Source organism: Streptomyces sp. NBC_00038 (genome assembly GCF_026343635.1).
Classification (GTDB): Bacteria; Actinomycetota; Actinomycetes; order Streptomycetales; family Streptomycetaceae; genus Streptomyces.
The window spans coordinates 6158445-6181424 of sequence record NZ_JAPELQ010000001.1 but is presented as its reverse complement, the minus strand read 5'-3'; the positions used below and the strand labels follow the sequence as shown (position 1 = coordinate 6181424).

The 22980-nt window shown below is 69.3% G+C and carries 22 protein-coding genes; 10 read left to right on the top strand and 12 right to left on the bottom strand.

What is annotated here, in order from left to right; translation table 11 throughout:
- Window positions 1-50 precede the first annotated feature (50 nt).
- Genes OG219_RS28005 through OG219_RS27985 form a run of 5 tightly spaced genes read right to left on the bottom strand, consistent with a single transcriptional unit; the run spans window position 51 to window position 3500 of the window.
- On the bottom strand, window positions 51-614 hold the full coding sequence (locus tag OG219_RS28005) for a hypothetical protein (RefSeq protein WP_266830992.1): 564 nt from the start codon (window positions 612-614) through the stop codon (window positions 51-53).
- Complete coding sequence (locus OG219_RS28000; RefSeq protein WP_266830990.1) at window positions 611-1279, bottom strand: hypothetical protein; 669 nt, start codon at window positions 1277-1279, stop codon at window positions 611-613. Before OG219_RS28000 ends, OG219_RS28005 begins: the two co-directional genes overlap by 4 nt.
- Window positions 1276-1872 carry a hypothetical protein gene (locus OG219_RS27995; RefSeq protein WP_266830988.1) on the bottom strand — a complete coding sequence of 199 codons (597 nt, stop codon included), beginning with the start codon at window positions 1870-1872 and terminating at the stop codon, window positions 1276-1278. The genes OG219_RS28000 and OG219_RS27995 overlap by 4 nt, the downstream gene beginning before the upstream one ends.
- Window positions 1873-1920: 48 nt before the next feature.
- Window positions 1921-3201, bottom strand: a complete 1281-nt coding sequence (locus OG219_RS27990; protein WP_266830986.1) for a putative T7SS-secreted protein — start codon at window positions 3199-3201, stop codon at window positions 1921-1923.
- Complete coding sequence (locus OG219_RS27985; RefSeq protein ID WP_266830984.1) at window positions 3198-3500, bottom strand: WXG100 family type VII secretion target; 303 nt, start codon at window positions 3498-3500, stop codon at window positions 3198-3200. Before OG219_RS27985 ends, OG219_RS27990 begins: the two co-directional genes overlap by 4 nt.
- Before the next feature lie 77 nt (window positions 3501-3577).
- On the opposite strand from OG219_RS27985, the gene OG219_RS27980 reads away from it, so the two are divergent.
- Window positions 3578-4270: a hypothetical protein gene (locus OG219_RS27980; RefSeq protein ID WP_266830982.1), complete on the top strand. Its 693-nt coding sequence runs from the start codon at window positions 3578-3580 to the stop codon at window positions 4268-4270.
- A 63-nt stretch (window positions 4271-4333) separates the two neighbouring features.
- Here OG219_RS27980 and OG219_RS27975 read toward each other — a convergent pair whose 3' ends face one another.
- The gene (locus OG219_RS27975; RefSeq protein ID WP_266456510.1) at window positions 4334-4639 is read right to left on the bottom strand and encodes a WXG100 family type VII secretion target; all 306 of its coding nucleotides are present in this window, start codon (window positions 4637-4639) and stop codon (window positions 4334-4336) included.
- Window positions 4640-4893: 254 nt separating this feature from the next.
- On the opposite strand from OG219_RS27975, the gene OG219_RS27970 reads away from it, so the two are divergent.
- Together OG219_RS27970 and OG219_RS27965 are read left to right on the top strand one after the other, a co-directional pair.
- Window positions 4894-9465, top strand: a complete 4572-nt coding sequence (locus tag OG219_RS27970) for an FtsK/SpoIIIE domain-containing protein (RefSeq protein WP_266830979.1) — start codon at window positions 4894-4896, stop codon at window positions 9463-9465.
- 100 nt (window positions 9466-9565) lie between these two features.
- Complete coding sequence (locus OG219_RS27965; protein WP_266830977.1) at window positions 9566-10171, top strand: hypothetical protein; 606 nt, start codon at window positions 9566-9568, stop codon at window positions 10169-10171.
- Here the strand turns inward: OG219_RS27965 and OG219_RS27960 are convergent.
- Both OG219_RS27960 and OG219_RS27955 read right to left on the bottom strand, forming a co-directional pair.
- A complete protein-coding gene (locus tag OG219_RS27960; protein WP_266836257.1) occupies window positions 10164-11819 on the bottom strand; it encodes a serine/threonine-protein kinase in 1656 nt (551 codons plus the stop codon). The genes OG219_RS27965 and OG219_RS27960 overlap by 8 nt on opposite strands.
- 80 nt (window positions 11820-11899) lie before the next feature.
- Window positions 11900-12748, bottom strand: a complete 849-nt coding sequence (locus OG219_RS27955) for a menaquinone biosynthetic enzyme MqnA/MqnD family protein (RefSeq protein ID WP_266830975.1) — start codon at window positions 12746-12748, stop codon at window positions 11900-11902.
- A 356-nt stretch (window positions 12749-13104) separates the two neighbouring features.
- On the opposite strand from OG219_RS27955, the gene OG219_RS27950 reads away from it, so the two are divergent.
- Window positions 13105-13308, top strand: a complete 204-nt coding sequence (locus OG219_RS27950; protein WP_037627265.1) for a cold-shock protein — start codon at window positions 13105-13107, stop codon at window positions 13306-13308.
- A 130-nt stretch (window positions 13309-13438) separates the two neighbouring features.
- On the opposite strand, the gene OG219_RS27945 is transcribed toward OG219_RS27950, so the two are convergent.
- A complete protein-coding gene (locus tag OG219_RS27945; protein ID WP_266830973.1) occupies window positions 13439-14008 on the bottom strand; it encodes a helix-turn-helix domain-containing protein in 570 nt (189 codons plus the stop codon).
- Window positions 14009-14078: 70 nt separating this feature from the next.
- Here OG219_RS27945 and OG219_RS27940 point away from each other — a divergent pair, with 70 nt between their 5' ends.
- Both OG219_RS27940 and OG219_RS27935 read left to right on the top strand, forming a co-directional pair.
- Entirely contained in the window at window positions 14079-14762 is a 684-nt protein-coding gene (locus OG219_RS27940) for an AzlC family ABC transporter permease (RefSeq protein ID WP_266830971.1), read from the top strand.
- On the top strand, window positions 14759-15076 hold the full coding sequence (locus OG219_RS27935) for an AzlD domain-containing protein (protein WP_266830969.1): 318 nt from the start codon (window positions 14759-14761) through the stop codon (window positions 15074-15076). Before OG219_RS27940 ends, OG219_RS27935 begins: the two co-directional genes overlap by 4 nt.
- A gap of 16 nt (window positions 15077-15092) precedes the next feature.
- Here OG219_RS27935 and OG219_RS27930 read toward each other — a convergent pair whose 3' ends face one another.
- Complete coding sequence (locus tag OG219_RS27930) at window positions 15093-16967, bottom strand: long-chain fatty acid--CoA ligase (RefSeq protein WP_266836256.1); 1875 nt, start codon at window positions 16965-16967, stop codon at window positions 15093-15095.
- A gap of 540 nt (window positions 16968-17507) precedes the next feature.
- On the opposite strand from OG219_RS27930, the gene OG219_RS27925 reads away from it, so the two are divergent.
- The 4 genes from OG219_RS27925 (at window position 17508) to OG219_RS27910 (ending at window position 21797) form a co-directional block, all read left to right on the top strand.
- Window positions 17508-18242, top strand: a complete 735-nt coding sequence (locus OG219_RS27925; protein WP_266830967.1) for a MaoC/PaaZ C-terminal domain-containing protein — start codon at window positions 17508-17510, stop codon at window positions 18240-18242.
- Window positions 18243-18461: 219 nt separating this feature from the next.
- A complete protein-coding gene (locus tag OG219_RS27920; RefSeq protein WP_266830965.1) occupies window positions 18462-19757 on the top strand; it encodes a DUF6716 putative glycosyltransferase in 1296 nt (431 codons plus the stop codon).
- Between the two features lie 126 nt (window positions 19758-19883).
- On the top strand, window positions 19884-20876 hold the full coding sequence (locus tag OG219_RS27915) for a hypothetical protein (protein WP_266830963.1): 993 nt from the start codon (window positions 19884-19886) through the stop codon (window positions 20874-20876).
- Between the two features lie 21 nt (window positions 20877-20897).
- Complete coding sequence (locus OG219_RS27910; protein ID WP_266830961.1) at window positions 20898-21797, top strand: sulfotransferase; 900 nt, start codon at window positions 20898-20900, stop codon at window positions 21795-21797.
- On the opposite strand, the gene OG219_RS27905 is transcribed toward OG219_RS27910, so the two are convergent.
- Both OG219_RS27905 and OG219_RS27900 read right to left on the bottom strand, forming a co-directional pair.
- Window positions 21785-22444: a TetR/AcrR family transcriptional regulator gene (locus tag OG219_RS27905; RefSeq protein ID WP_266830959.1), complete on the bottom strand. Its 660-nt coding sequence runs from the start codon at window positions 22442-22444 to the stop codon at window positions 21785-21787. The genes OG219_RS27910 and OG219_RS27905 overlap by 13 nt on opposite strands.
- Before the next feature lie 204 nt (window positions 22445-22648).
- The gene (locus OG219_RS27900) at window positions 22649-22954 is read right to left on the bottom strand and encodes a DUF4229 domain-containing protein (RefSeq protein ID WP_266830957.1); all 306 of its coding nucleotides are present in this window, start codon (window positions 22952-22954) and stop codon (window positions 22649-22651) included.
- Window positions 22955-22980 lie beyond the last annotated feature (26 nt).

Below are 22980 nucleotides of genomic sequence, written 5' to 3'. Positions count from 1 at the left end.
GAGTTCTCTCCTCATGACTCGGCAGGTGCTGCGCCCGTGAGGGCACGGACTCACACGACCCAGCGCAGTGATTCCGCAATCGAGGTACAGAGCCGATACATGGGGCCCGTGATCCCGGTTACGGGTACCTCGAACGCGAGGGCCAGGTAGCCGACAGCTCCGGGCATGTGGACGTACAGATCCATGCTGGTCGACGTGAGGATGAGTACGGTTTCGCCTGCCGGGAGGCCCACTGCCGATACTTTGGCGGCGCGCCCCTTCTGCTGTTCCTTCGCCTCGAACGACTCCAGGAGGTCCTGGGGTGTCACGGGTCCGGTCCGGGGGATCAGGGACACGATGAGCGAGGCGGGCATGACGCTGCCGTCGTCCAGCTCCGGCCTCAGGAAGAACTCCAACGCGCCGCCCCTGACACCGGCTTCAGCGGTGTTGCGCAGAGTGGCCCAGGCTTCCTGCTTCGCCTCCGCCGGTACATTCTTCCCCTCTGCCTGGCGGTCCACAAAGGTCTTCAGCTGCCCGCGCCACCGGTCCTGCGTGAGGTCGATCCGGAACCAGTCCCGGGGAACCAGCAACTGGTAGTCCTTGGGAGGCGCCGACGAGCCCGGCCCGGCCGTCATCCCGGCATCACGATCGGCTTACCCGCTTCATTGAACAGGCGGACGCTCTTCACCACACCGGCGAACATGGACGAGAAACCGTCCCAGCCTTCGGGAGTCGGCGTCCCCATTTCCAGAACCAGGACGGTCTCGTTGGTCAGCGGTATCTGGACCTGGATGAAGGACGTCCAGACGTCCTCGGCCGCGCCCGAGGCCGTGAGGCTTCCGTCGAGGCTGCTTTTCCGGCTGCCTATGCAGGAAACAGCGGGCCCGCAAGGGAGTTCGACCTCACTGACCTGCCCAATACCGAGGTGTCGCATCGTCGAGCCGATGAAACCGGCGGGATTGGATCCCGCCCTCTCGTCGAGGTCGATCATGCTCACGCTCACCGTGGCCGTGCAACGCGTGCCGTCCACCTCGGCCATGACGAAGCCCGCGTACTGAACTCCCGCTTCCACGAAGGAGTCGTAGTTGGCGGCGACCATGACGGCCCACTGCAGCTGAACCTCGAAATCGGCTTCCGGCAGTGTCTTCCGGGCCAGCTCGATCAGTTGCTCAGCGGTCTCGTCGAGGTCCTCCACGTCCATGGGGATCTCGAAGAACCCGTCCGGCATGATCCAGCGGACGTCGATCCCGTCGCCTCCGACCGAGCCACGGAGATTGTCTTGAGCTGTTGTCGCAGTCACGCTCGGCCTTCACCATCAGTAAATTCTGCTTCATCTGCGTCGGGGTGGAAATTGGCCGCGAACGGGTACGGGCCGTAGTGCGGATAGTGGGCGGGAATGTCCGCACCGCCTCTGCGGGCGACATGTGCCACCTCGCGGTATTTCCGGGCTCGGGCTCGGAGGTTCTGTCGAGCCGGATCTCCCCAGTGAGCGACAGCGGTGCGTACGAAGAGGGCCAGCAGAACCAGGACAACGACCGCCGCCGCGGTGAGATAGACGGTCCGGGCAGTACTCGATTCCCAGTACTGAGCCACCCCGCCCCAATACACCGCCGCGCCGAAGCCGATGATCGCGAGTGGAACACCGGTCTTGAACCCCGCGTTGAACATCGCCTCCTCGTCGCCGTGCCGAAGCCGAAGCATTCTCAACACAGCCCTGTCGTCAAGGAAGTCGAAACGAAGCTCCTGGTTCGCCGCCTCCGCCAGGTTCTTCGCGTCGGGAACCGCGGCGATCACTTCAGCGGGGACGAGGCGCGCGGGATCGCCGCCTCTGCGTCCGATGAATTCCCATTCTCCGAGTTCGGCCGAATCAGAATCAGAATCAGAATCAGTCACGCGAAACGCCCTCCTTTCTCAGGTCTCACTGGTATCTGTAGCGCGGATCTAGGCGGCCAAGGCAGCGTGGAACTGCGTCGGTGAAGGCCCGGGAGAGGGGCTGGGGGTGGGGGCGGGCGTCGGCGAGGGTTCGGCCGGTTCCTGATAGCCGGTCTTCTCGCCGTTCTCCCCGCTGAACATCCGGTGGAGAGCACTCGCGAGGCCCGTACCCTTGATGGCGGCCGTGATCTCCTTGCCGCCGATGGGGACGAACTTCTCCGGAAGGCCGGAAATCCCCAGCTTCTGGCCGAGCTTGAGTCCCCCGGCCAATGTCTTGTTCGTCAGGCCCACGCTCAGACCGTTGAGGAAGTTGTGCCCGATTCCGTCCATCGCGGCAAGGCCTCTGAACGAGCCGAAGGTACCGAGCTTCCCGAAGGCCCCGAGCTTGGCGACACCCTTGAGCCCGACCAGTGCCCTGAAGCCCTTGAGTGCCCCCAGTCCGGGCAGGATGCCCAGAGCATCGGTTCCCAGCTTCAGCCAGCTGACCTTCCCGCCGCGAGCGGACATGTCGTAGGCGTGGCCGGCCAGCGCCGCCATGCTCGAGAGCACCGCGAGCGTCGCGAAGATGGGCACCAGGAACTGCAGTGGTGGAACGAACGCACAGATCACGGCGAGGACCGAAAGGATCGCTGAGAGATTGGAGAACGCGTCGGCCCAGTCGGCGAGCCAGTTCATGAACCCGCCCGGGTCCCGGACGGCGTCATGGTGCACCACGTCCTTTATATGCCGGGCGGCGCGGTCTCCGGCGTCATCGAAGATCTCCCTGGCGTCCTTCACGTCCTTGCGCGCCTGCCCGATCCGCAGCAGCGCTTCGTCGCGCTTCTTGTCCCACCGTTCGTACTCGGGCTTGTCCGCCTCGGGAATCTGGGAAACCGGATACTTGTCCGTGAACTTCTTCGCTTCCCGGTCCGCGAGGTCGTGATCGGATTTGGCTTCCTGATAGTCCGCCAGCGCCTTGTCCGCCTTCTTCTGCGCCCGGTGCATCTCGCCGGCGAATTCCTTCGACTCGCCGGCGGCCACTTTGGTTCCGAGTGCGTTGGCTGCCTCGTCGTACCGCTCGAACGCCTTCTTCAGCCGGTCTCCGGCACCGTCCGCCAGGTCGTTGAAGGCCCGGCCGGCATCGCTGTCCCAGCCGTCCACCGAGGACAACGCCTTGATGGTCCTGGCCTGTTCATCGATCATCTCGGCCATTTTGCGCAGTTTACGCCCGAGTTCGGCGACTTCATCAGGATCGCCCGGAGTGGGGTCGTCGTCCCACAGGGGTGGCCAGTCGCTGGATCGCCTGCTCACTTCTTGCCCCCCTTGGCCCCGGCAATGGCCATCGCCAGTTCGTGATCTATCTCCTCGTACTTCTCGGCCGCGGCACCGGTGTACTCGGCCAGCTTCTGGATCTCCTTCATCAGTTTCTTGCGCGTCTTCTTCCACGTACTGCCGAAGTCGTCGAAGGCATCCTTCAGGTCGCCGTGTCCCAGAGCGTCGTTATAGCCGTCCGCGGGATTCCCGTGATTCTCGAACTCGCGGTGGATGGTGCCAAGGTTTCGCGAACATTCCTTGATCAGGTCGAGGTCGTACGCGGTTTTGTCAGCCACTGAAAAATTCCCCCATCATGAACATGAGACACTGCTGCACGACTTGGCCCCGCAGACAGCGAGGAAGGTGAGACGGGTTGTCCAGGAGCACCGACCGCACCATACGCAACCGCCTCGGCGTCACGCCGGACGCCGGAGCCTGGTGCACGATCAGCAAAATTCCCGAGCCTCCCGCGGACGTTCACCGGGCCGCCGGAGCAGGTCCGTTGCGACCGGCTTTCCTGCGGCCCCTGGGCATGCTGGGCGCCGTACTCGTCGCACCGCTGATGCCCATCGCCATGCTGTTCAGCCTCCTTGCGTCGGGGGAGGAGGCGCTCAAGCGCCTTCTGTCGACGAAGGACGAGCGTGAGCGCGCCCGCGCCCACGACCTCGACGCCAAGCGGCGCGACGAGGCCATCGTCGAACACGGCCTCGACAAGCCCTTCGACGGCGACTGGAACGGGGCAGCCGGCCAATTCCTGCTGCACTGGTACGGCCATTCCTCCCACCACCAACGGTTCGTACTGCTCGCGGAAGGCCGCATCCTGCTCGCGGCTCCGCCCAAGAGGGTGTCCATCCGCAGGGAGGACCGCATGCGCGTCGTCGCCGAGATTCCGGCAGGAGAGGCGGTCGTCGAGGACCCCCTCGGCACGTACGAGAGCAACAAGCTGCGCATCCGCTTCCTGGACGGATCCTGGCTGAGCCTGACCACGGAGGAGTGGCGGAGCGATCTCCACAAGTACCTGATGCGCCACCCCCAGGCCGACAACTTCAGCCGTCGCGAGGCCTGACCCGAAGGGTGCGACGGGACGCAACACACGCCCGCCGCACCCCTCTTGGCCCGCGATCCCGCGTCAGCCCTTGGCGCTCCGCGCCAGCTGGTCGTCCAGGTCCTCGTAGGCCTGCTTGGCCGAGGTGAGGAACTTGGACATGCCCTCAAGTCCCTCCATGGCCTTCTTCGCACCCTTGGTGAAGTCCTTGAAGGACTCCTCGAAAGCCGACGAACCCTTCTGGGTCGTGTAGCCGCCGTTGTCCACGAGCGTCTTGATGCGGTCGTCGATGGTGTCGAGTTCCGTGTGCAGACGGTCCATGTCCTTCAGAAGCTTGCCGGCCTCCTTCTCCATCTCGGCATATGTGAGATCTGCATCCTTCTTGCCCATGACGGCTCCCTCCCGTTCAGATCGCCGCAGGGCCTGCCCCCGTGGCTGCGTTGTGCGGATCGCCCGGCCATCCGCCGACTGTCCGCACGAGCAAAGATCCTACGGGTGGGTCTGGTGGGGTCACATGGCTGTTCCGTAACAGGATCGTGAGCGGGCGCACATCCCGTTGCTACGGGGAAGGAAGGGGCGGCTAAGGTCGCTTTCACTGTGTTCAGCGTTCCGGGGGCGGCCTCTGCCCAGCGAGGAGGACGAACGTGCGCCTGAGTCTGACCGTCGTCGACCCCATCGGCGGTGCCAGTGCCGATGTGGTGCTCGATGCCGATCCTGAGTCGACGGTCGGTGACATCACCCGGGAGTTGGCGCGGCATGTCGGTCTGGGCGACAGTGCGCAGATCATCCCGATCGGGGCCCAGCGAACCGCCGGTGGCGGGATAGCGCAGGCGTTCGTCGACGGATACGCCCTGGACCCGAGCGCGACCGTCGTCGGGTCGCCGCTGCGGGAGGGAGCCGTCGTCAGCCTCCACGATCCGGCCGGCTGCCTGCTCGGGGAGCCGACCGGAGTGGTGGAACTGCGGGTGGTGGGCGGTCCCGCGGCAGGTGCCGTGCACCGGCTCGGAGTCGGACGGTACGACATCGGCAGCGGCCAGGCCGCGCCCTTGCGCGTCGACGATCCGGAACTGGCCGCGCGGGCGGCCACGTTGTCGATCGCAATCGACGGAACCTGCCAAATCACCCTGCACGGGGACAACCACGGAGACAAGGACGAGAAGCAGGGCGTCCGCCTCGACGGCGAGGAACTCGACGGCGACTCCTGGCCCCTCGGCTCACAGCTCGCCCTCGGCAACACCCTTCTGGAAATCGTCGGTTACACCCCGCCGAACGCGGCGCTGAAGTGGTCCGACGACGGCGCCGGCCTCGACTACAACCGGCCCCCGCGGCTGCGTCCGGCCGAGCGTCAGACCCACTTCCGGCTGCCCTCGCCGCCCGGAGAGTTCGAAGCGCGGCCGCTGCCCTGGCTCATGGCACTGTTCCCGCTGGTCGGCGCCGTGGTCGCGGCCATGATCTTCCAGCGCTGGTACTACCTGATCATGGCCGGGTTGAGCCCGATCATGCTCTTCGGCAACTACTTCAACGACAAGAAGCACGGCCGCAAGTCGCATGCGAAGCAGATGAAGGAGTACAAGGAGCACAAGGAGCGGATCGAGAAGGACGCCCAGGACGCTCTGCGCACCGAGCGGCTGGACCGGCGTCAGGCGATCCCCGACCCCGCCGCCGTACTGAACTTCGGCACCGGTCCTCGTACCCGGCTGTGGGAGCGGCGGCGCACCGACGCCGACCATCTGCTGTTGCGGGTCGGCACCGGCCGTGTCCAGTCGGTGGTCGTCCTCGACGACCCGGAGCAGGACGACCACAAGCGCCAGGTCACCTGGGACATCGAGGACGCGCCGGTGGCGCTGCCGCTCAAGGATCTCGGTGTCATCGGCATCGCCGGGCCCGGCGACTCGGCGCATGCGCTGGGGCGTTGGGTCGTCGCCCAGGCCGCGGTACTGCACAGCCCCATGGATGTGCAGTTCTACGTGCTGACCGAGAACGAGGCGCACAGCCGCTGGGACTGGACGCGCTGGCTGCCGCACGCGCGTCCGTCGGGCGGCCAGGACGCCAATGTCCTGATCGGCACGGACGCCGAGACCGTGGGCGCCCGGGTCGGTGAACTGACGCAGTTGCTGGACGCACGGCAGAAGGCCATGAAGGAGTCCGGAGGCGCCGGTGCCTCCCTCAGTGACGCCGACATCGTGGTCGTATGGGACGGGTCCCGTCGCCTGCGTTCGATGCCGGGTGTCGTACGACTGCTGCGTGAGGGACCGGCCGTCGCCATGTACGCCATCTGCCTGGACGAGGAGGAACGGTTCCTGCCCGGAGAGTGCCAGGCCGTGGTCGTCGCCGAGCCCCGGCGGACCGAGGAGGCCCCCGGCCAGGCCGGCGGGTTCGCGGCCCCGGCCGCCCCCTCCGCCGGCGGGTTCCCGTCCTTCCACGCCTGGCACCAGACGGCCGAGAACGCCTCCCAGGGCACGGAGAAGGCTCCCGAACTGCGACTGCGGGTCGAGCAGAGCGGCCATCGCCGCATGAGCGACGTACGGCCCGACTTCGTCTCACCCGCCTGGTGCGCGCGGCTGGCCCGCTCGCTTTCTCCGCTGCGCGACATCAGCGGCGAGACCGAGGACTCCGCGCTGCCGGGCTCCAGCCGGCTGCTCGACGTCCTCCAGCTGGAGCCGCCGACGCGGGACGCGATCGCCGCCCGCTGGCGCATGGGCGGGCAGTCGACGATGGCCGTCGTCGGTGAGTCGTACGACGGTGCCTTCGGCATCGACATCCGGCGCGACGGGCCGCACGGTCTGATCGCGGGTACGACCGGTTCCGGTAAGTCGGAGTTGCTGCAGACCATCGTGGCCGCGCTCGCCGTCGCCAACACCCCCGAGAACATGACCTTCGTCCTCGTCGACTACAAGGGCGGCTCGGCGTTCAAGGACTGCGTGAAGCTCCCGCACACCGTGGGCATGGTGACCGACCTCGACGCCCACCTCGTCGAGCGGGCCCTTGAATCGCTCGGCGCCGAGCTGAAGCGGCGCGAGCACATCCTCGCCGCCGCCGACGCCAAGGACATCGAGGACTACCAGGACCTGGTACGCAGGGATCCCTCGCACCCACCGGTCCCCCGACTCCTCATCGTCATCGACGAGTTCGCCTCGATGGTGCGTGACCTGCCCGACTTCGTCACCGGTCTCGTCAACATCGCCCAGCGGGGCCGTTCGCTCGGTATCCATCTGCTGCTCGCCACCCAGCGGCCCAGCGGTGTCGTCTCCCCCGAGATCCGGGCCAACACCAACCTGCGTATCGCCCTGCGCGTGACCGACGGCAGCGAATCCAGCGACGTCATCGACTCGCCAGAGGCCGGTCACATCTCCAAGAGCACACCCGGTCGCGCGTATGTGCGCCTGGGACATGCCTCCCTCGTCCCGTTCCAGTCCGGCCGCGTCGGCGGGCGCCGGCCCGGGGCGGCCGACCCGCAAGCGCTCGCGCCGTGGGCCGGCCCCCTTCAGTGGGAGGACCTCGGACGCGCCACGCTGGTGAAGCCGAAGGCCGAGGCGCGCGAGGAAGAGGAGATCACCGACCTCAAGGTCCTGGTGGACGCCGTACAGGAGGCCAATCAGGCGCTGGGGATTCCGGCACAGCACAGCCCGTGGCTGCCCGCTCTGGAGGAGACCCTCCTGCTCGACGCCATCCCGCCGGTCCGCAGCGCGGGTTCGCTGCCCGCTGCCCCGTACGGCGTCGAGGACCTGCCGGCCGCCCAGGACCGCCGCCCGGTGGCCGTGGACTTCGCGACGTTCGGGCACCTGCTCGTCGGCGGCGCGCCGCGGACGGGCCGCTCGCAGCTGCTGCGGACGATCGCCGGTTCACTGGCCCGTACGCACTCGGTGGCCGATGTCCATCTCTATGGGATCGACTGCGGCAACGGCGCCCTCAACGCGCTGACCCGTCTGCCGCACTGCGGAGCGGTCGTCGGACGCAACCAACTGGAGCGGGTCGTCCGGCTCTTCGCCCGGCTGAAGGGTGAACTCACCCGCCGCCAGGACCTGTTCGCCGACCGGGGGTACGCCGACATCGGCGAGCAGCGGGCCGCGGCGACCGAGGACGAGCGGCTGCCGCACATCGTGCTGTTGCTCGACCGCTGGGAAGGCTGGCTGCCCACGCTCGGCGAGTACGACCACGGCGACCTGACCGACCAGCTCATGGCCATGATGCGCGAGGGCGCGAGCGTCGGCATCCATGTGGTGATCACGGGCGACCGGCAGATCCTGGCCGGGCGGATCGGCTCGCTGACCGAGGACAAGTACGGCCTGCGCCTTGCCGACCGGGGCGACTTCTCGATGCTGGACATCAACTCCCGCAAGGTTCCCGAGGAGATCCCCCCGGGCCGGGCCTTCAGGAACGAGACGGCGACGGAGACACAGTTCGCCCTGCTCTCCGAGGACACGACCGGTCAGGGCCAGGCCGCCGCGCTGATCGCCATCGGCGAAGCCGCGGCGGCCCGTGACACGGCCGTCCCGCGTTCCCGCCGTCCGTTCAGGGTCGACGTCCTGCCGAGCCGGATCTCCTTCGCGGACGCCTGGGGGATGCGTGACACGGAGACGAGCACGTCCCCGCTGTGGGCCCTCGTGGGCGTCGGCGGCGACGAGCTCACCGCTTTCGGTCCCGACCTCGCCGAGGGGGTTCCGGCCTTCGTGATCGGCGGTCCCGCCAAGTCCGGTCGCAGCACAGTGCTGTTGAACTTCGCGCGCTCCTATCTCGGGCAGGGCGTGCGCCTGGTCGTCGCGGCGCCACGCCAGTCGCCCCTGCGTGAACTGGAGGGCCAGGAAGGTGTCCTGAAGGTCTTCACGGGACGCGACATCGAGGACGACGACCTCGAGGAGGCCATCGCCTCGGCGACACCGGAGCAGCCCATCGCCGTCCTGGTCGACGACGCCGAAGTGCTGGACGACTGCGACGCGGAGGACGTCTTCAAGAAGATCCTTCAAAGCGGCGTCGAGGACGGTCTCGCCCTCGTCATCGCCGGTGACGAGGAGGAGATCTGCGACGGGTTCTCCGGCTGGCAGGTCGACGCGAAGAAGGCCCGCCGCGGAATCCTGCTTTCGCCGCAGGACTCGTCCGCGGGCGATCTGATCGGTATCCGCACAACGCGGAGCATGGTCGGCGGTCCCATCGCACCCGGGAAGGGGATGCTGCACCTCGGCAGCGGGGAGCACATCACGGTCACCACGCCGATGTGACGATCACCGTCATACGGCGGGACGGTCGCGGCGATGGCAGCGTTCGCTGTCGCGGACACAGGAGTGACGGATGGGGCGGCGGACGAGGAGGGCGGGAACGGTGAGCGGATCGGCGAGGCCGAAGCGACGACGGGCGGCCGCACCCGCCCTCGGATACGGCGGTTCCGGCGGCGGCAGGCCTGCGCTGCCGGGGCGCAACTGGAAACGCACCCGCGCCGTCGGTTTCGCCTGCCTCGTCCTTCTCATCGCCCTTGGCATCATCGTCGCCCTGATCCTGGGCCCGCTCGCGTGGGCCGGCGACCTGTGGCGCGAGGTGGCTCCGGACTGGCCGGGCGGCGGCTACGGCTTCGCCGTCACGGCGGGACTGCTGCTCCCCGTCTCGCTGCCGCTCTTCGGCATTCCGCTGGCCCGGGTGAACTGGAAGCGGAGCAGGGTTCGTTCCCTGCGGTGGATCGCGCTCTCGCTGCCGGGCGCGGCTCTCGCGGTCCTCGTCTCGGCCATTGCGATGCAGACCTGGCACCCCACGCGCCGCAGTAGTGGAAGCTGTTCCTCCACCGAGTACTGCTGGATCAGCGGCCGTTACCCGTACGTCTCCCTCGTGGGCCTGGCCGCGACCCTCGTCGGCTCGGCGCTGCTCTTCACGGCCTACGCCGCCTACGACAAGCGGCGCCGCGCCGCCGGCACCAAGACCGCGTCCGCTACTTGACCTTCGACATCCGAGCCACCGGATCCCCCGCCTCCGCGTTGTCCGTCTCGTACTTGAGGTCGTCGCCGACGGGAGTCAGCCGTACCTCGTGTTCGCCCGTCGTGCACACGTCGCGGTTGGACTCGTCGGCGATGCTCGTGGCGATGAGCTGCTTGGGTGTCACCTGTTTCAGGATGAGTACGTCGTCGCAGATGCCGCCGATCTGGTCGGTCTGGCGGAAGGTGCCCAACTCCTTGCCCACGGCGGCCTGGTGGACGGTGACGCGGATGGTGCCCATGGGGAGGGTGCCGTTGAGGGCCAGGCCGTCGCCCTCCCAGGTGCCGAGGTAGGAGGCGGGGATGGACTGTTCCCCGGTGGCTGACGCGCTCGGTGTCGCGTAGCCGGAGTCCGCTGCCGAGGTGTCGCTCGGGCCGTTCGACTTGTCCCCGCCCGGCATCAGGTCGAACAGGAACACCGAGCCCACCGTCACCGCCGCCAGCGCCCCCGCGACCGCCAGGGCGACCGTGCAACTGAGCCTGCGGCCACGGCCGTTCATGCCGGTCGCGGAGGTGGCGGCCACGCTGACGGAGAGCTTGCCGGGACGTTCGGCGGGCGGAGGCGTGGCATCGCGCGGATCGCGCTGATCCGGTAGGTGCACGGGAGCAGGTGGCGTCATGACCGGCGGCGGGCCGAACTCCCCGCCCACGGAAGGACCGTTGATCCCCACCGAAGGGTTACTGAACTCCACCGGCCCGGAAGGCAGCCCCGCCTCCCCCGCCTCCAAGTTCAGCAACCCCACCACGCTCCGGCTGACCTGCTCCACCATCGGCCCCGGCAGCCACCCCGCCGCCACCAGCCGGGCCGCTCCCTCCGGGGCGAGGCGCCGGGCCACGTCATCGGGAGCCGGCCGCGCGCCCGGGTCCTTCGCGAGGCACTCCGCGACCAGTTGCCGCAACTCGCCCTCCAGCGAGCCGAGTCGGGGTTCCTCGTGGACCACCTTGTAGAGAAGGGAGGCGGAGGAGTCGCCGGGGAAGGGCGGCTCGCCGGTCGCCGCGTACACCAGGAGCGCGCCCAGCGAGAAGATGTCCGCGGGGCCCGCGACCGTCTTGCCGAGGATCTGCTCGGGTGACATGTAGCCGGGGGAACCGACGGAGACGCCGGTCGAGGTCAGTGACGCCGTGCCGTCCGTGGCGCGTGCGATGCCGAAGTCGATGAGCAGGGGGCCGTCGAGGGTCAGCAGGACGTTGGAGGGCTTGACGTCCCGGTGGACGAGGCCCAGCGCGTGGACCGCCGAGAGCGCTTCGGCGAGGCCGGCGCCGAGGACTCGTACGGAATGGAGCGGCAGCGCGCCGGCGTCCGCGACGGCGGCCGCCAGCGAGGGACCGGCCGCGTACCCGGTCGCGACCCACGGCACCGGCGCCTCCGGGTCCGCGTCCAGGACCGGCGCCGTCCACGCGCCGCCCACCCGCCGCGCGGCCTCGACCTCGCGGCGGAAACGGGCGCGGAACTCCTCGTCGAGCGCGAAGTGCGGGTGCACGATCTTGACCGCGACCGTACGGCCGCCCGCGCTCCGGCCCAGATACACGCGCCCCATGCCGCCGGAGCCCAGCCGGCCGAGCAGCCGGTAGGGCCCCACGACCGTGGGTTCGTCAACTCCCAGCGGCTGCATGGCGCTCACAGCTCAACCCTCCCCCGTACGTACCGCACGCACTGCTCAGCAGAGTAGTGCCGTACGAGGTGTCCCGGGCCTCAGGACTCCAGCAGCCGCACGCTGACGTCCGACGGGAACCCGGTGGTCGAGCCGACCCGGCGGGCGAACTCCCGCACGGCCGCCAACTGCGGGCCGCCGAAGCGGAAGTCGAGGGTCGTGAAGTACTGCTCCAGGACCTTCTCGTCGAAGGCCTCCCAGCGGGCAGCCTGCTCGGCGACCTTGCCGACCTCGTCCAGGGACAGGTCCCTGGACGCCAGGAACGCCTCGTGGACCTTGCGGGTGACGGCCGGTTCGCGCTCCAGGTAGTCGCGGCGGGCCGCCCAGACGGCGAAGACGAACGGCAGGCCCGTCCACTCCTTCCACATGGCGCCGAGGTCGTGGACCTGCAGGCCCAGCTTGGGGCCCTCGGTCAGATTGGCGCGCAGCGCCGCGTCCCCGATGAGTACGGCGGCGTCGGCCTCCTGCATCATCAGCGAGAGGTCGGGCGGGCAGGTGTAGTACGACGGCTCGACGCCGACCTGCTCGGCCAGCAGGAGCTGGGCGAGGCGGACCGACGTGCGAGAGGTCGAGCCGAGGGCGACGCGGGCGCCGTCCAACTGGTCGAGGGGGACCTGCGAGACGATCACGCAGGACATCACCGGGCCGTCGCAGCCGACCGCGATGTCGGGGAAGGCGACCAGCTCGTCGGAGTGCTTGAGGAACTCGACGAGCGTGATGGGCCCGATGTCGAGGTCGCCCTGCACCAGCTTCTCGCTGAGCTTCTCGGGGGTGTCCTTGGTGAGCTCGAAGTCGAGGAGCGTGCCTGTTCTCGCGAGCCCCCAGTAGAGGGGCAGGCAGTTCAGGAACTGGATGTGGCCGACGCGCGGCCGGTTGCGAGAATTGTCCACATCGCGAGGCTAGCCCCAGTGGGGTACGGTGCAGGCTTCGGGTCCCCGAGTGGTTTCGAAACCACCCGGACCCCTCGTGTCAACCCCTGTGACAGACACTGATCCACTGCGACGTCAACCCAGACCCCGCGCTGGTCAAACCTCCGGGTGACGTGATCTTGCCCTCTATTGCTTTCAGCTGCCCGGGTAGCTAAGCTCGCCGCAAGTTGCAGTTTGGTTTCCCTTGCAGTACAGAGCCTGCGGAGCATGTGACCGCGGGCTCTCGTCGTTTTCAGATGAATGCAGTTGTTTACACGCAGATGTTTACACCTTGCAGGTTCTGGAGCAGGGCAACCCTTTGGGCCCAAGGAGGGCTTATGGCTACCGGAACCGTGAAGTGGTTCAACGCCGAAAAGGGCTTTGGTTTCATCGCCCAGGAAGGCGGAGGACCGGACGTCTTCGTCCACTACTCCGCGATCAACGCCAACGGTTTCCGTTCACTCGAGGAGAACCAGTCGGTCTCCTTCGACGTGACGCAGGGTCCGAAGGGCCCGCAGGCGGAGAACGTCACCCCGCTCTAAGCCTGCGGCTCCATGAGCCCAGCGCTTTGAACAGGATCGGATAGCAGTACCCAAGGAGCCCCGCGCCAGCCCGGCGTGGGGCTCCTGCCTTTGCCCGTACGAGTGCCTGAACGCGTGCCCGTACGAGTGCCTAGATGTGCTGCATGACCAGTACGAACGTAGTCCCCGGCACCAGTGCCTCGTACGCGTGCGGCACGTCTCCGCGGTACGAGAGATAGTCGCCGGGTCCGAGCTCCACCGTCTCGCCCCGCGGGCCCGCCACCAGACGCCCGGTGCTGACGATCAGATGCTCCAGCGTCCCCGGGATGTGCGGGTCGGAGTCACGGGCGGAGCCCGGCTCCACCCGCACGTGGTAGATGTCGCGCCGCGCTCCCGGCGGGCTCGCCGACAGCAGAGTGGCCGCGTACGCCGCCCGCTCGGAGTGGACGGTCGGCCCCTCGCCCGCGCGGATCACCTGGACGGCCGGGGCCGGCGGCTCCACCAGCGCGCTGAACGGTACGCCGAGCGCCACCCCCAGCGCCCACAACGTCTCCACGCTCGGATTGCCGCTCGCCGCCTCCAGCTGGGAGAGCGTGGACTTCGCGATGCCGGCGCGCTTGGCCAGCTCGGAGAGGGAGAGTCCGGCGCGGGTGCGCTCGCGCCGCAGGGAGGCGGCGATCCAGTCGAGGGGGAGGCGGGACGGGGGGCCGTCGTCGGTCATAGGTTGTTCGCTCCGTCGGTACGATCGTTCTGCTTGACGAACAGCGGGGTCACTGTTCATTGTAGGAAACATGCGTTCGCCACTCCGAACATCCGGGACACTCGACTCCGGCCTTCTGCGTGACGTGGCCCTGGTCTGTCTCGCCAGCGGAGTCGTCGGCATCTCGTTCGGCGCGATCTCCGTCGCGGGCGGGCTGCCCGTCTGGGTGCCGGTGGTGATGTCGCTGGTCGTGTACGCGGGCTCCGCCCAGTTCAGCGCGGTGGGGATTCTGCTGGCCGGCGGCGGCCCGTTCGCCGCGGCAGCGACGGGGCTGCTGCTCAACACCCGGACGGCGGCCTTCAGCCTCGCCGTCGCGGACGTACTCGGCCGGGGCCCCTGGCCGGTACGGCTGCTCGGGGCACACCTCGTCACCGACGAGACGGTGGCGTTCGCACTCGCCCAGCCCACCCCCGCCCGTCGCCGGGCCGCCTTCTGGTTCTCCGGACTCGGTCTGTACGCGGCCTGGAACCTGTGCGTGCTGGGGGGCGCGCTGGCAGGCGGTGCGATCGGGGACACGGGCGCGTTCGGCCTGGACGCCGCCTTTCCCGCGGTGCTGTTGGCGCTGGTGCTGCCCGCACTGCGAAAGGACGCGGGCGTACGGCGGGCCGCGCTCGCCGGGGCAGTCGTGGCGCTGGCGGTCACGCCGGTGGTACCCGCGGGCGTGCCGGTGCTGCTGGCACTGGCCGGGCTGCTCGTCGTAGGGAGGGCGGCATGACCTCCCCGCTGGTCGTCGCCATCCTTGCGCTCGCGGTGGGGACGTACGCCTTCCGGCTGGTGGGGCCCGTGCTGCACGGGCGGGTCGAAATCCCGGTACGGGTGCGGGAGTTGCTGTCCGCCGGCGCGGTGGTCCTGCTCGTCGCCCTGCTCGCCACCGGGGCGCTCACCGAGGCGCAGGGGTTCGCGGGGTGGGCCCGGCCGCTCGGGGTACTGGTCGGTGGGGTGCTGGCCTGGCGGCGGGCGCCGTTCGTGGTGGTGGTGTTGGGGGCGGCCGGGGTTACGGCGGTGCTGCGGGCGGTCGGGGTGGGCTAGGGCATGTCGGGGCCGCCTAGTGCTGCTCGTAGTCCGCGTACAAGCCCTCGATCTCCCGGTTGAAGTCGCGGGCGATCTCGTCGCGCTTCAGCTTCATGGTGGGGGTCAGGTGGCCCGCGTACTCGGTAAAGGCGCCCGGGAGGACGGTGAAGCGGCGGATGGATTCGGGGCGGGAGACGAGTTTGTTGGACTCGTCGATGGCGCGTTGGAGGATCGCGAGCAACTCCGGGTCGTCGACGAGGAGTTCGGCGGGGACCGGGTGCTTGCCGTTCATCTGGCGCCAGTGGGTGATGCCGTCGGGGTCGAGAGTGATGAGGGCGGTGACGAAGGGGCGGCGGTCGCCGAGGATCATGACCTGGGCGATGAGGGGGTGGGCCCGGAGCCAGTCCTCCATGGGGGCCGGGGCGACGTTCTTGCCGCCCGCGGTGATCAGGATTTCCTTCTTGCGGCCGGTGATCGACAGGTAACCGCCGTCGTCGAGTTCGCCGATGTCGCCGGTCGCGAACCAGCCGTCCGGGGACGCGTCGACGACTCCGCCCGCGTGCGGGTCCCAGTAGCCGCGGAAGACCTGCGCGCCGCTCAGCAGGATCTCCCCGTCGGCGGCTATCCGCACCCGGGTGCCCGGGAGGGGCCAACCGACCGTCCCCAGACGGGGTTTGTTCGGAGGCGTGACCGTGGCGGCAGCTGTCGACTCCGTCAGGCCGTACCCCTCGTAGACGTCGATGCCCGCGCCCGCGTAGAACGCTGCGAGGCGGCGGCCGAGCGGGGAGCCGCCGCAGATCGCGTAACGGACCCTGCCGCCGAGGGCGTTGCGGATACGGCGGTAGACCAGGGGGTCGTAGAGCGCGCGGGCGGCGCGCAGGCCGGGGCCCGGTCCCGGGCCTGTGCCGTGCTGGCGGGCCTCCACTGCCTCGCCGTACCGCTGTGCGATGCGCGCCGCGCGGTCGAAGGACGAGCCGCGGCGCATCCGCTCGGCGGTCGCGCGGCCCGTGTTGAAGACCTTCTCCAGGACGTACGGGATGGCCAGGAGGAAGGTCGGCTTGAAAGAGCCCAGGTCGGCCAGCAGGTCCTGGGTCTGGAGGCTCGGGCTGTGGCCCAGTTTCACGCGGGCGCGCAGGCAGGCGACCGCGACCATCCGGCCGAAGACGTGCGAGAGGGGCAGGAAGAGAAGCATGGAGGGCGCGTCCTGGGTGCGGGCCCTGAAGATCGGGTAGAGCAGTTCGATCGCGTTGTCGATCTCGGCGAAGAAGTTGCCGTGGGTGATCGCGCAGCCCTTGGGGCGGCCCGTCGTACCCGAGGTGTAGATGAGGGTGGCGAGTGTGTCGGGGCCCAACACCCCACGCCGTACGGCCACTTCCGAGTCCGGAATGTTCTGGCCCAGCTCGGCCAGCCGGTCCACGTGGCCCTTCTCGAAGACCCACATGTGCCGCAGGTCGGGGATCCGGTCGCGTTCCGGGCCGAGTGCGGCGGCCTGCGCGACGGTCTCGGTGGCGAGGGCGACGGCTCCCGAGTCCTGGAGGATCCAGCGGACCTGGAAGGGGGACGAGGTGGGGTAGACGGGGACGGTGACCAGGCCCGCCGCCCAGGCGGCGAAGTCCAGGAGCGTCCACTCGTACGTCGTCCGCGCCATGATGGCTATGCGGTCACCGGGGACGAGTCCCTCCGCGATCAGGCCTTTCGCCACCGCCTGTACCTGGGCCGCGAATTCGGCCGCGGACACGTCCGTCCACTCGCCGTCCGGGCCCTTGCGGCTGAGGGCCGCCTCGTGCGGGGCCGCGGCCTCGTTGTCGAACGGGATGTCCGCGAGGGAGCCGTGCGTCATCGGGGCGACCAGCGGTGGCAGGGCCACCTCGCGCACGACCCCGTCCAGCCGCTTGATCTCGGGCTCCATGTGTGGAGGTTCGGAGGAGTACTGGCTGGACACGGGGTGGCTCCTTGTCGGCCGGGGGGCCGGGGCGGGGTGAGGGCGCGAATCCTCATACGGGCCTGGGGGGTGGGGAGTTCAGGTGTGGGGGTGCGGTGGCGGGAGCGTAGTCCCGCCGAGGTGGGGATCGTGTAAACCGGCTGAGGTGGGGATCGTACGGCGCCGGAGTGTGGGGTTTGTGGGGCTGGAGGGCGGGCGGCGTGCGGGTTACCGGGGGTACTTCGGGGGTGTGTCCGGCGTCTGGACCGGTGCCGGTTCGTTGTCGCCGGTCTTGGCCTTAACTTGGCCTTACCCCGGGTAACCTTACTTCTGCGTAAGTTGACGTCCGTCTGTGCCGGGCTCGATTTCTTTCGCCCCCTCCGCCCCTGCCCGTCCCGTTCCTGGGGGCTCCGCCCCCAGACCCCCGTTCGCCCGAAGGGCTCGTCCTCAAACGCCGGACGGGCTGAAACCGAAGGGCCCGTCCTCAAGCACCGCAGGACGGGCTGAAACCCCCTCCCCGGAGTTCCTGTGCAGAAGCGCGTTCGTGTCGACCTCGTCCGCCTCGCCGCCTATGAGCGGGTGTGCGGGTTCGCCACCGGGGCGGAGGCCATGCCCGTCACGTATCCGCATGTGCTGGCGTTTCCGATGACCTTGCGGGTCATGGCGAGCCGTGCGTTTCCGCTGCCTGTGCTCGGGCTTGTGCATACGTCGACTCGGATGACGCAGTGGCGGGGGCTGCCCGCCAACGAGGAGTACGAACTCGGCGTGCAGGTGGAGGGCGTGGTGCCCCACAGGCGTGGGACCGAGGCGACCGTGGTGACCGAGGCTCGGGTCGCGGGCACCCTCGTGTGGGAGTCGAGGAACACGTATCTGGCGCGGCATGCGACGGCCGGCGCTCCCGGGCCCCGGGACGACGTCACGGAGCGCACGCCGCTGCCCGCCGTCGCGGAGTGGCGGTTCGCCGGAGACGTCGGGCGGCGGTACGGCGCCGTGTCCAGGGACCGCAACCCCATCCACCTGTATCCGCTCACGGCCCGCCTGTTCGGCTTCGCCCGGCCCATCGCCCATGGCATGTGGACCGTCGCGCGCTGCCTCGCCGAGCACCCGGTCGACGGCAAACCCCTCACCGTACGGGCGGAGTTCAAGGCACCCGTGCTCCTCCCGGGAACGGTGACCTACGCGGCCGAGGGCAACCGCTTCGAACTGCGGGGCGCGATGCAGCGGCTCCATCTCACAGGCGAGGTCCAGCCCGCCCCCATGTGAACAACGGGCTAACAATCGGCGGCAAACCCGGCTCACCGGCCCCGCGCACCCCAGCCCGCAGGGGGTGAACTCGCAGGTGGGCCAACAAAGTTAAGAAATCGTTCACAGTAAACCCCTAGCTTCCCCAAGGTTCTTTCAAGACTCCGCTCATTCCACGCTCAGACACCCTTCCTAGCCTCGGTCCACCTGCTGGAACCGCGCCAGGAAGGCTCCCGAGCCATGCCCCCCACCCCCAGACGTATCGCCGTACTCGCCGATTCGGACACCCGCTGGAAGTGGGGCGCCTCCGTCGCGCGGCAGATCGCTCCGGACCACGCACTCGACGCGTACTTCCTGCGCACCCGGGCCACCCCGACCGAACGCCAGCTCGCCGAGGTCGGCATCGTGCCGGACAGGCAACGCGAGGTCACGGCGGCCGAGTTGGTCGACGACGAGGAGTTCGCGAGCGCCGACATCGTGGTCCTGGCGATCGTCGGCGGTACCGCACTCGCGCTCGTGCACAGCCTCGGTCTGGCGTGGGAGGCGCGCGTCTCGCGGCCCGTCACCGTCACCGGCTATGTCGGAGTGGTCTACGAGAAGATGGTCGACGGCCTGCTCACCCGCGCCGGCGCCGATGTCGTCCTCGCCAACAGCGCCTACGACAGGGACCGGTTCCGCGATGTCTTCGCAAACGTGGGCGTCGACCCGGACTCTGTCGTCGAGTGCGCGCTGCCGTTCCTCGGCGGTGACCCGTACACGCCCTCCGGCGACCGGCCCTTCACGCTCACCTTCGCCGTGCAGCCGTCGGTGCCCAAGAGCAGGGACGAACGGCTCTCGCTTCTGGAGCGCGCGGCCGCACACGCCCGGCGGCACCCCGAACGCCTCGTCCTGATGAAGCTGCGCAGCCTGCCGGGCGAGCACACGACCCACGTCGAGGCGAACCCGTACCAAGAACTCATCGGGAAGCTGGCCGAGCCGGCCCCCTCCAACCTCCAGCTCGTGTACGGGAACATGGGTGAAGTCCTCGACCGTACGGACCTGTTGGTGACGGTCAGCTCCACGGCCGCGCTGGAGTCGATGCACCGGAACATCCCCACCGGGATCCTCACCGACTTCGGTGTCCGCGAGGCGCACGGCAATCACTACTTCGTGGAATCCGGCTGCCTCACCTCCTGGGACGAGCTCGACGCCGGTGCACGACCGCGACCGGACCCGGCGTGGACGGCCGAGCAGGGCATCGGCAAGAGCGACCCGTACGCCGCGACCCGCGCCCGCATCGCCGCGCTGCGCGCCTCGGGGCCGCTGCCACAGCTGCGGCCGTACTACTCGCCCCAGCGGGCCGGCGCCTACCTGGGCGGTGTGCTGGAGCGCAACGGGTTCGACGAGAAGGGCAGGCCGCTGCCCGTGTCGTCGGGAGCGGGCGACGGCTCCCTGAAATCGGCCGTCCGGGGTGTCACGCGCCGTGGCGCCAAGCGGCTCTACCGCATGGGCTATCAGCGGGTCGCACCCGCACTCCGGCGCTGGGGGCAGTCATGACCCGCGGCGCACTCAGGCGCTGGGGCTGACATGACCCGCAACGCTCAGGCGCTGACGCAGACATGACCCGCGCCGCCTCCGGCAGAACACCGGCACCCCAATGATCCACAACCCCGGGGGAAGACCATGACCCGCACCCTCGCACTCGTCGAGAGCCCCGCCCAGCTTCTCAACCTCCTTGAGTGGGCGCTGGGCGAGCGCGACGGCGCGCCGGATCCCGCCCGGTGCGAGGTGGCGGTCCTGCTGCCCCGCGACGCGACCACGCGCCACCAGCTGGGCGTGATGGCGGAGTTGGCCCGCGCGGAGGGCATACGGGTCGGTCTGCACGACATCCGCAGGGTTCCGGCCGGCTTTCCGCGCGCCCTGTCGGCGCTCGTGCCGAAGCTGGCCGGTGCGGGGCGTCTGGTGATCGGCGACCCGTTCTCGGGGTTGATCCAGTGGCTGCTGCCGCTGGCCAGGACACGGGACCTGGTGCTGGTGGACGACGGCACGGCGACCCTGGAGCTCTCCCGCGAGCTGCTCGCGGGGCGCCCGTTGGTCCGCTGGCACCGTACGGGCTCCGCACCGGCGGCGGCCGCCCGCGCCTCCCGCCGGATAACCCCGGGACACGGGCGGCGGCTTGAGGTCTTCTCCTGCCTGACGGCCGGCCTCAGGCTGCCGCCCGGCGGTATCGCCTCGGTCAACACCTACAGCTGGGCGCGGCAGCGGTACGGGCCGCCGCAGGTCCGTCCCGGCGTCGACGTGATCGGCACCTCGCTCGCCGAGACCGGCCTGGTCGACCCCGAGCGGTATGTGCGGGAGATCGTCTCTCTCGCCGACGAGGTGAACGCGGAACGCTACTTCGCGCACCGCCGCGAGGACCCGGACAAGCTGCGGTTCATCGCGGAGTACGCCGAACTGGAAGTCGTACGGCCCGAACTCCCCCTGGAACTCGAACTGTTGAAGGGCCAGGTCGCCGAGACCCTGGTCTGCCTGCCTTCCACGGTTCTGCACACCCTGCCCCTCGTGCTCGCCGGTACGGGCGTGGAGATCACCGTCTGCGGCGACGTCTCCGACTGGCTCGAACCGGACGCGTCCGAGCGGGCGGCAGCCTTCCTGGAAGAAGTGATCCGCAAATGACCTGGAAGAGGTAGCGCACAGGTGACCTGGAACAACGACCTGAAGCGGACGGCGAAGTCCGCCTTCGAGAGCTGTACCGGCCTGCGCGTCACCCGTGCGCGCAGGCCCCTCCCCCGCACCACCGAGGCCACGCTCGTCAGACCTCCGGCAGGCCAGGTCGCCGCGAGCGCCCGGCCGCCCGCCCGCCCCGAGACCGACCGGCTGCTGCGCGCACCGGTGTTCGTGCTCTCAGCGCCTCGCTCGGGCTCGACTCTCCTGCGCGTCCTGCTGAACAGCCACTCGCAGCTGCACTCCCCGCACGAGACGCACTTCCGCCGCATCACGGTCCGCTTCACCACCGAGCCCGCGAACCAGGCGATGCAGACCGCGGGCCACAATCTCGCCGACGTCGAGCACATCCTCTGGGACCGGCTGCTGCACCGCGAACTCGCGCTCAGCGGCAAGGAGTTCCTCGTCGAGAAGACACCGAGCAACGTGTTCGTCTGGAACCGGCTCGCCACCTGCTGGCCGGACGCGCGCTTCGTGTTCCTGATCCGGCATCCGTACTCGATCGCCCGCTCCTGGCACGAGGGCGCCCCCGAGACGCGGCCGATGGAGGAGGCGGTGCGCCACACCCGCGAGTACATGCGGACCCTGGAGCAGGCGAGGCAGCACCTTCCCGGCCACACCATCCGCTACGAGGATCTGACCGCCGACCCCGAATCGGCCACCCGCGCCCTCTGCGCACGTCTCGGGATCCGCTGGGAGCCGACGATGACGGAGTACGGGCGCCACGACCACGGCGAGTTCACCAAGGGCATCGGCGACTGGACGGACAAGATCAAGAGCGGCAGCGTCCAGGCGGGACGTCCGCTGCCGGACCCGGGCGAGATCCCGGAGGGGCTGCGGCCGATCGCGCGGACCTGGGGCTACCTGGACTGAGCGTCCTCGGCGGTCGGTGACCAGGGGCGGCCCTCCATGAGGTTGCCGAGGCCCGCCCAGGCGAAGTTCATCAGGGTCGCCGCCGCCTGCTTCGCCGAGACGCCCGATGTGGCGTTGGCCCAGGCCGCGAGCGACTCGGCCGCGCCGACCAGAGCCTCGGCGAGCCCGGCGACCTCCGTCTCGGGCAGCGACGGGTCGTGGTGTGCCTCACGCGCCGCGACGACGATCAACCGCGTGACGAACGCGACGAGTTCCTCGCGCATCGCGCCGGCCTCGGCGGCGAACGGTTCGCCGTGCGTACGCGCCTGGAGGTGCAGCACGGACCAGCCGTCGGGGTTCTGCGCGGTATGCGTGAAGAACGCCCGCAGTCCGTCCCAGAGTTGGCGGTCGGCGGGCAGGTCCGGCTGTACGCCCGCCATGACGGCGCCGGTGAGCGCCGAGGCCTCGCGGCGGATGCAGGCGGTGAAGAGGTCTTCCTTCGAGTTCAGGTACAGATACACCAACGGCTTGGACACGCCCGCCAGTTCGGCGATCTCGTCCATCGACGCGGCCCGGTACCCCAACTGCCCGAAGGTCCGCACGGCGGCGTCCAGCATCTGCTGTTCCCGTACGGCGCGCGGCATCCGTTTGTTCTTCACAGCACCCATGGGCGCAAGCGTACGGTTTGCCTGCCGGCGGCTGGGCGGGTATGGGGGCGCCCCTGGAAAGGGTGCCGTTGTTCCTGGGGGCTGCGCCCCCAGACCCCCCTATCGGCCTGAACGGCCTCGTCCTCAAACGCCGGACGGGCTGAAAGACCTTCCCCTGGCCGGCGCTGAAGAAACGCCACCCGGCGCCGAAGCAAGCCGCCGGAACTACGAAGCCTGGCCCTGCGCGCCCCCGCGGGCCGCGTCGTCGGCGCTGTCCTCCTGAGTGCGGTTCTGGTCCAGGTTGGTCTTGATGCGGTCGACGCGGGCGACGACCTGGGCGGAGGCGCGGTCGCGCTCCTTGCGCAGGACGACGAAGCTGATCGGGGCGGAGATCACCAGGGAGAGCAGGACGATCCACATGTAGTTGGAGTCGCCGAAGCCGCGCGGGGCGAGACCGAGGGAGACAAGGCCCCAGACGGCCAGGAGGCAGCCCGCGAAGATCCCCAGACGCATCAGCGTGTAGCGGCCCATGTCAATCCACTCTTCCGATCCGAATC

Coding starts and splice junctions, on each gene's coding strand:
- OG219_RS27920 (WP_266830965.1), top strand. CDS start 18,462: ATGCCCCCCACCCCCAGACGTATCGCCGTACTCGCCGATTCGGACACC.
- OG219_RS27900 (WP_266830957.1), bottom strand. CDS start 22,954: ATGGGCCGCTACACGCTGATGCGTCTGGGGATCTTCGCGGGCTGCCTC.
- OG219_RS27960 (WP_266836257.1), bottom strand. CDS start 11,819: ATGCAGCCGCTGGGAGTTGACGAACCCACGGTCGTGGGGCCCTACCGG.
- OG219_RS27930 (WP_266836256.1), bottom strand. CDS start 16,967: ATGGAGCCCGAGATCAAGCGGCTGGACGGGGTCGTGCGCGAGGTGGCC.
- OG219_RS27975 (WP_266456510.1), bottom strand. CDS start 4,639: ATGGGCAAGAAGGATGCAGATCTCACATATGCCGAGATGGAGAAGGAG.
- OG219_RS27940 (WP_266830971.1), top strand. CDS start 14,079: ATGCGTTCGCCACTCCGAACATCCGGGACACTCGACTCCGGCCTTCTG.
- OG219_RS27945 (WP_266830973.1), bottom strand. CDS start 14,008: ATGACCGACGACGGCCCCCCGTCCCGCCTCCCCCTCGACTGGATCGCC.
- OG219_RS27905 (WP_266830959.1), bottom strand. CDS start 22,444: ATGGGTGCTGTGAAGAACAAACGGATGCCGCGCGCCGTACGGGAACAG.
- OG219_RS27915 (WP_266830963.1), top strand. CDS start 19,884: ATGACCCGCACCCTCGCACTCGTCGAGAGCCCCGCCCAGCTTCTCAAC.
- OG219_RS27950 (WP_037627265.1), top strand. CDS start 13,105: ATGGCTACCGGAACCGTGAAGTGGTTCAACGCCGAAAAGGGCTTTGGT.
- OG219_RS27935 (WP_266830969.1), top strand. CDS start 14,759: ATGACCTCCCCGCTGGTCGTCGCCATCCTTGCGCTCGCGGTGGGGACG.
- OG219_RS28005 (WP_266830992.1), bottom strand. CDS start 614: ATGACGGCCGGGCCGGGCTCGTCGGCGCCTCCCAAGGACTACCAGTTG.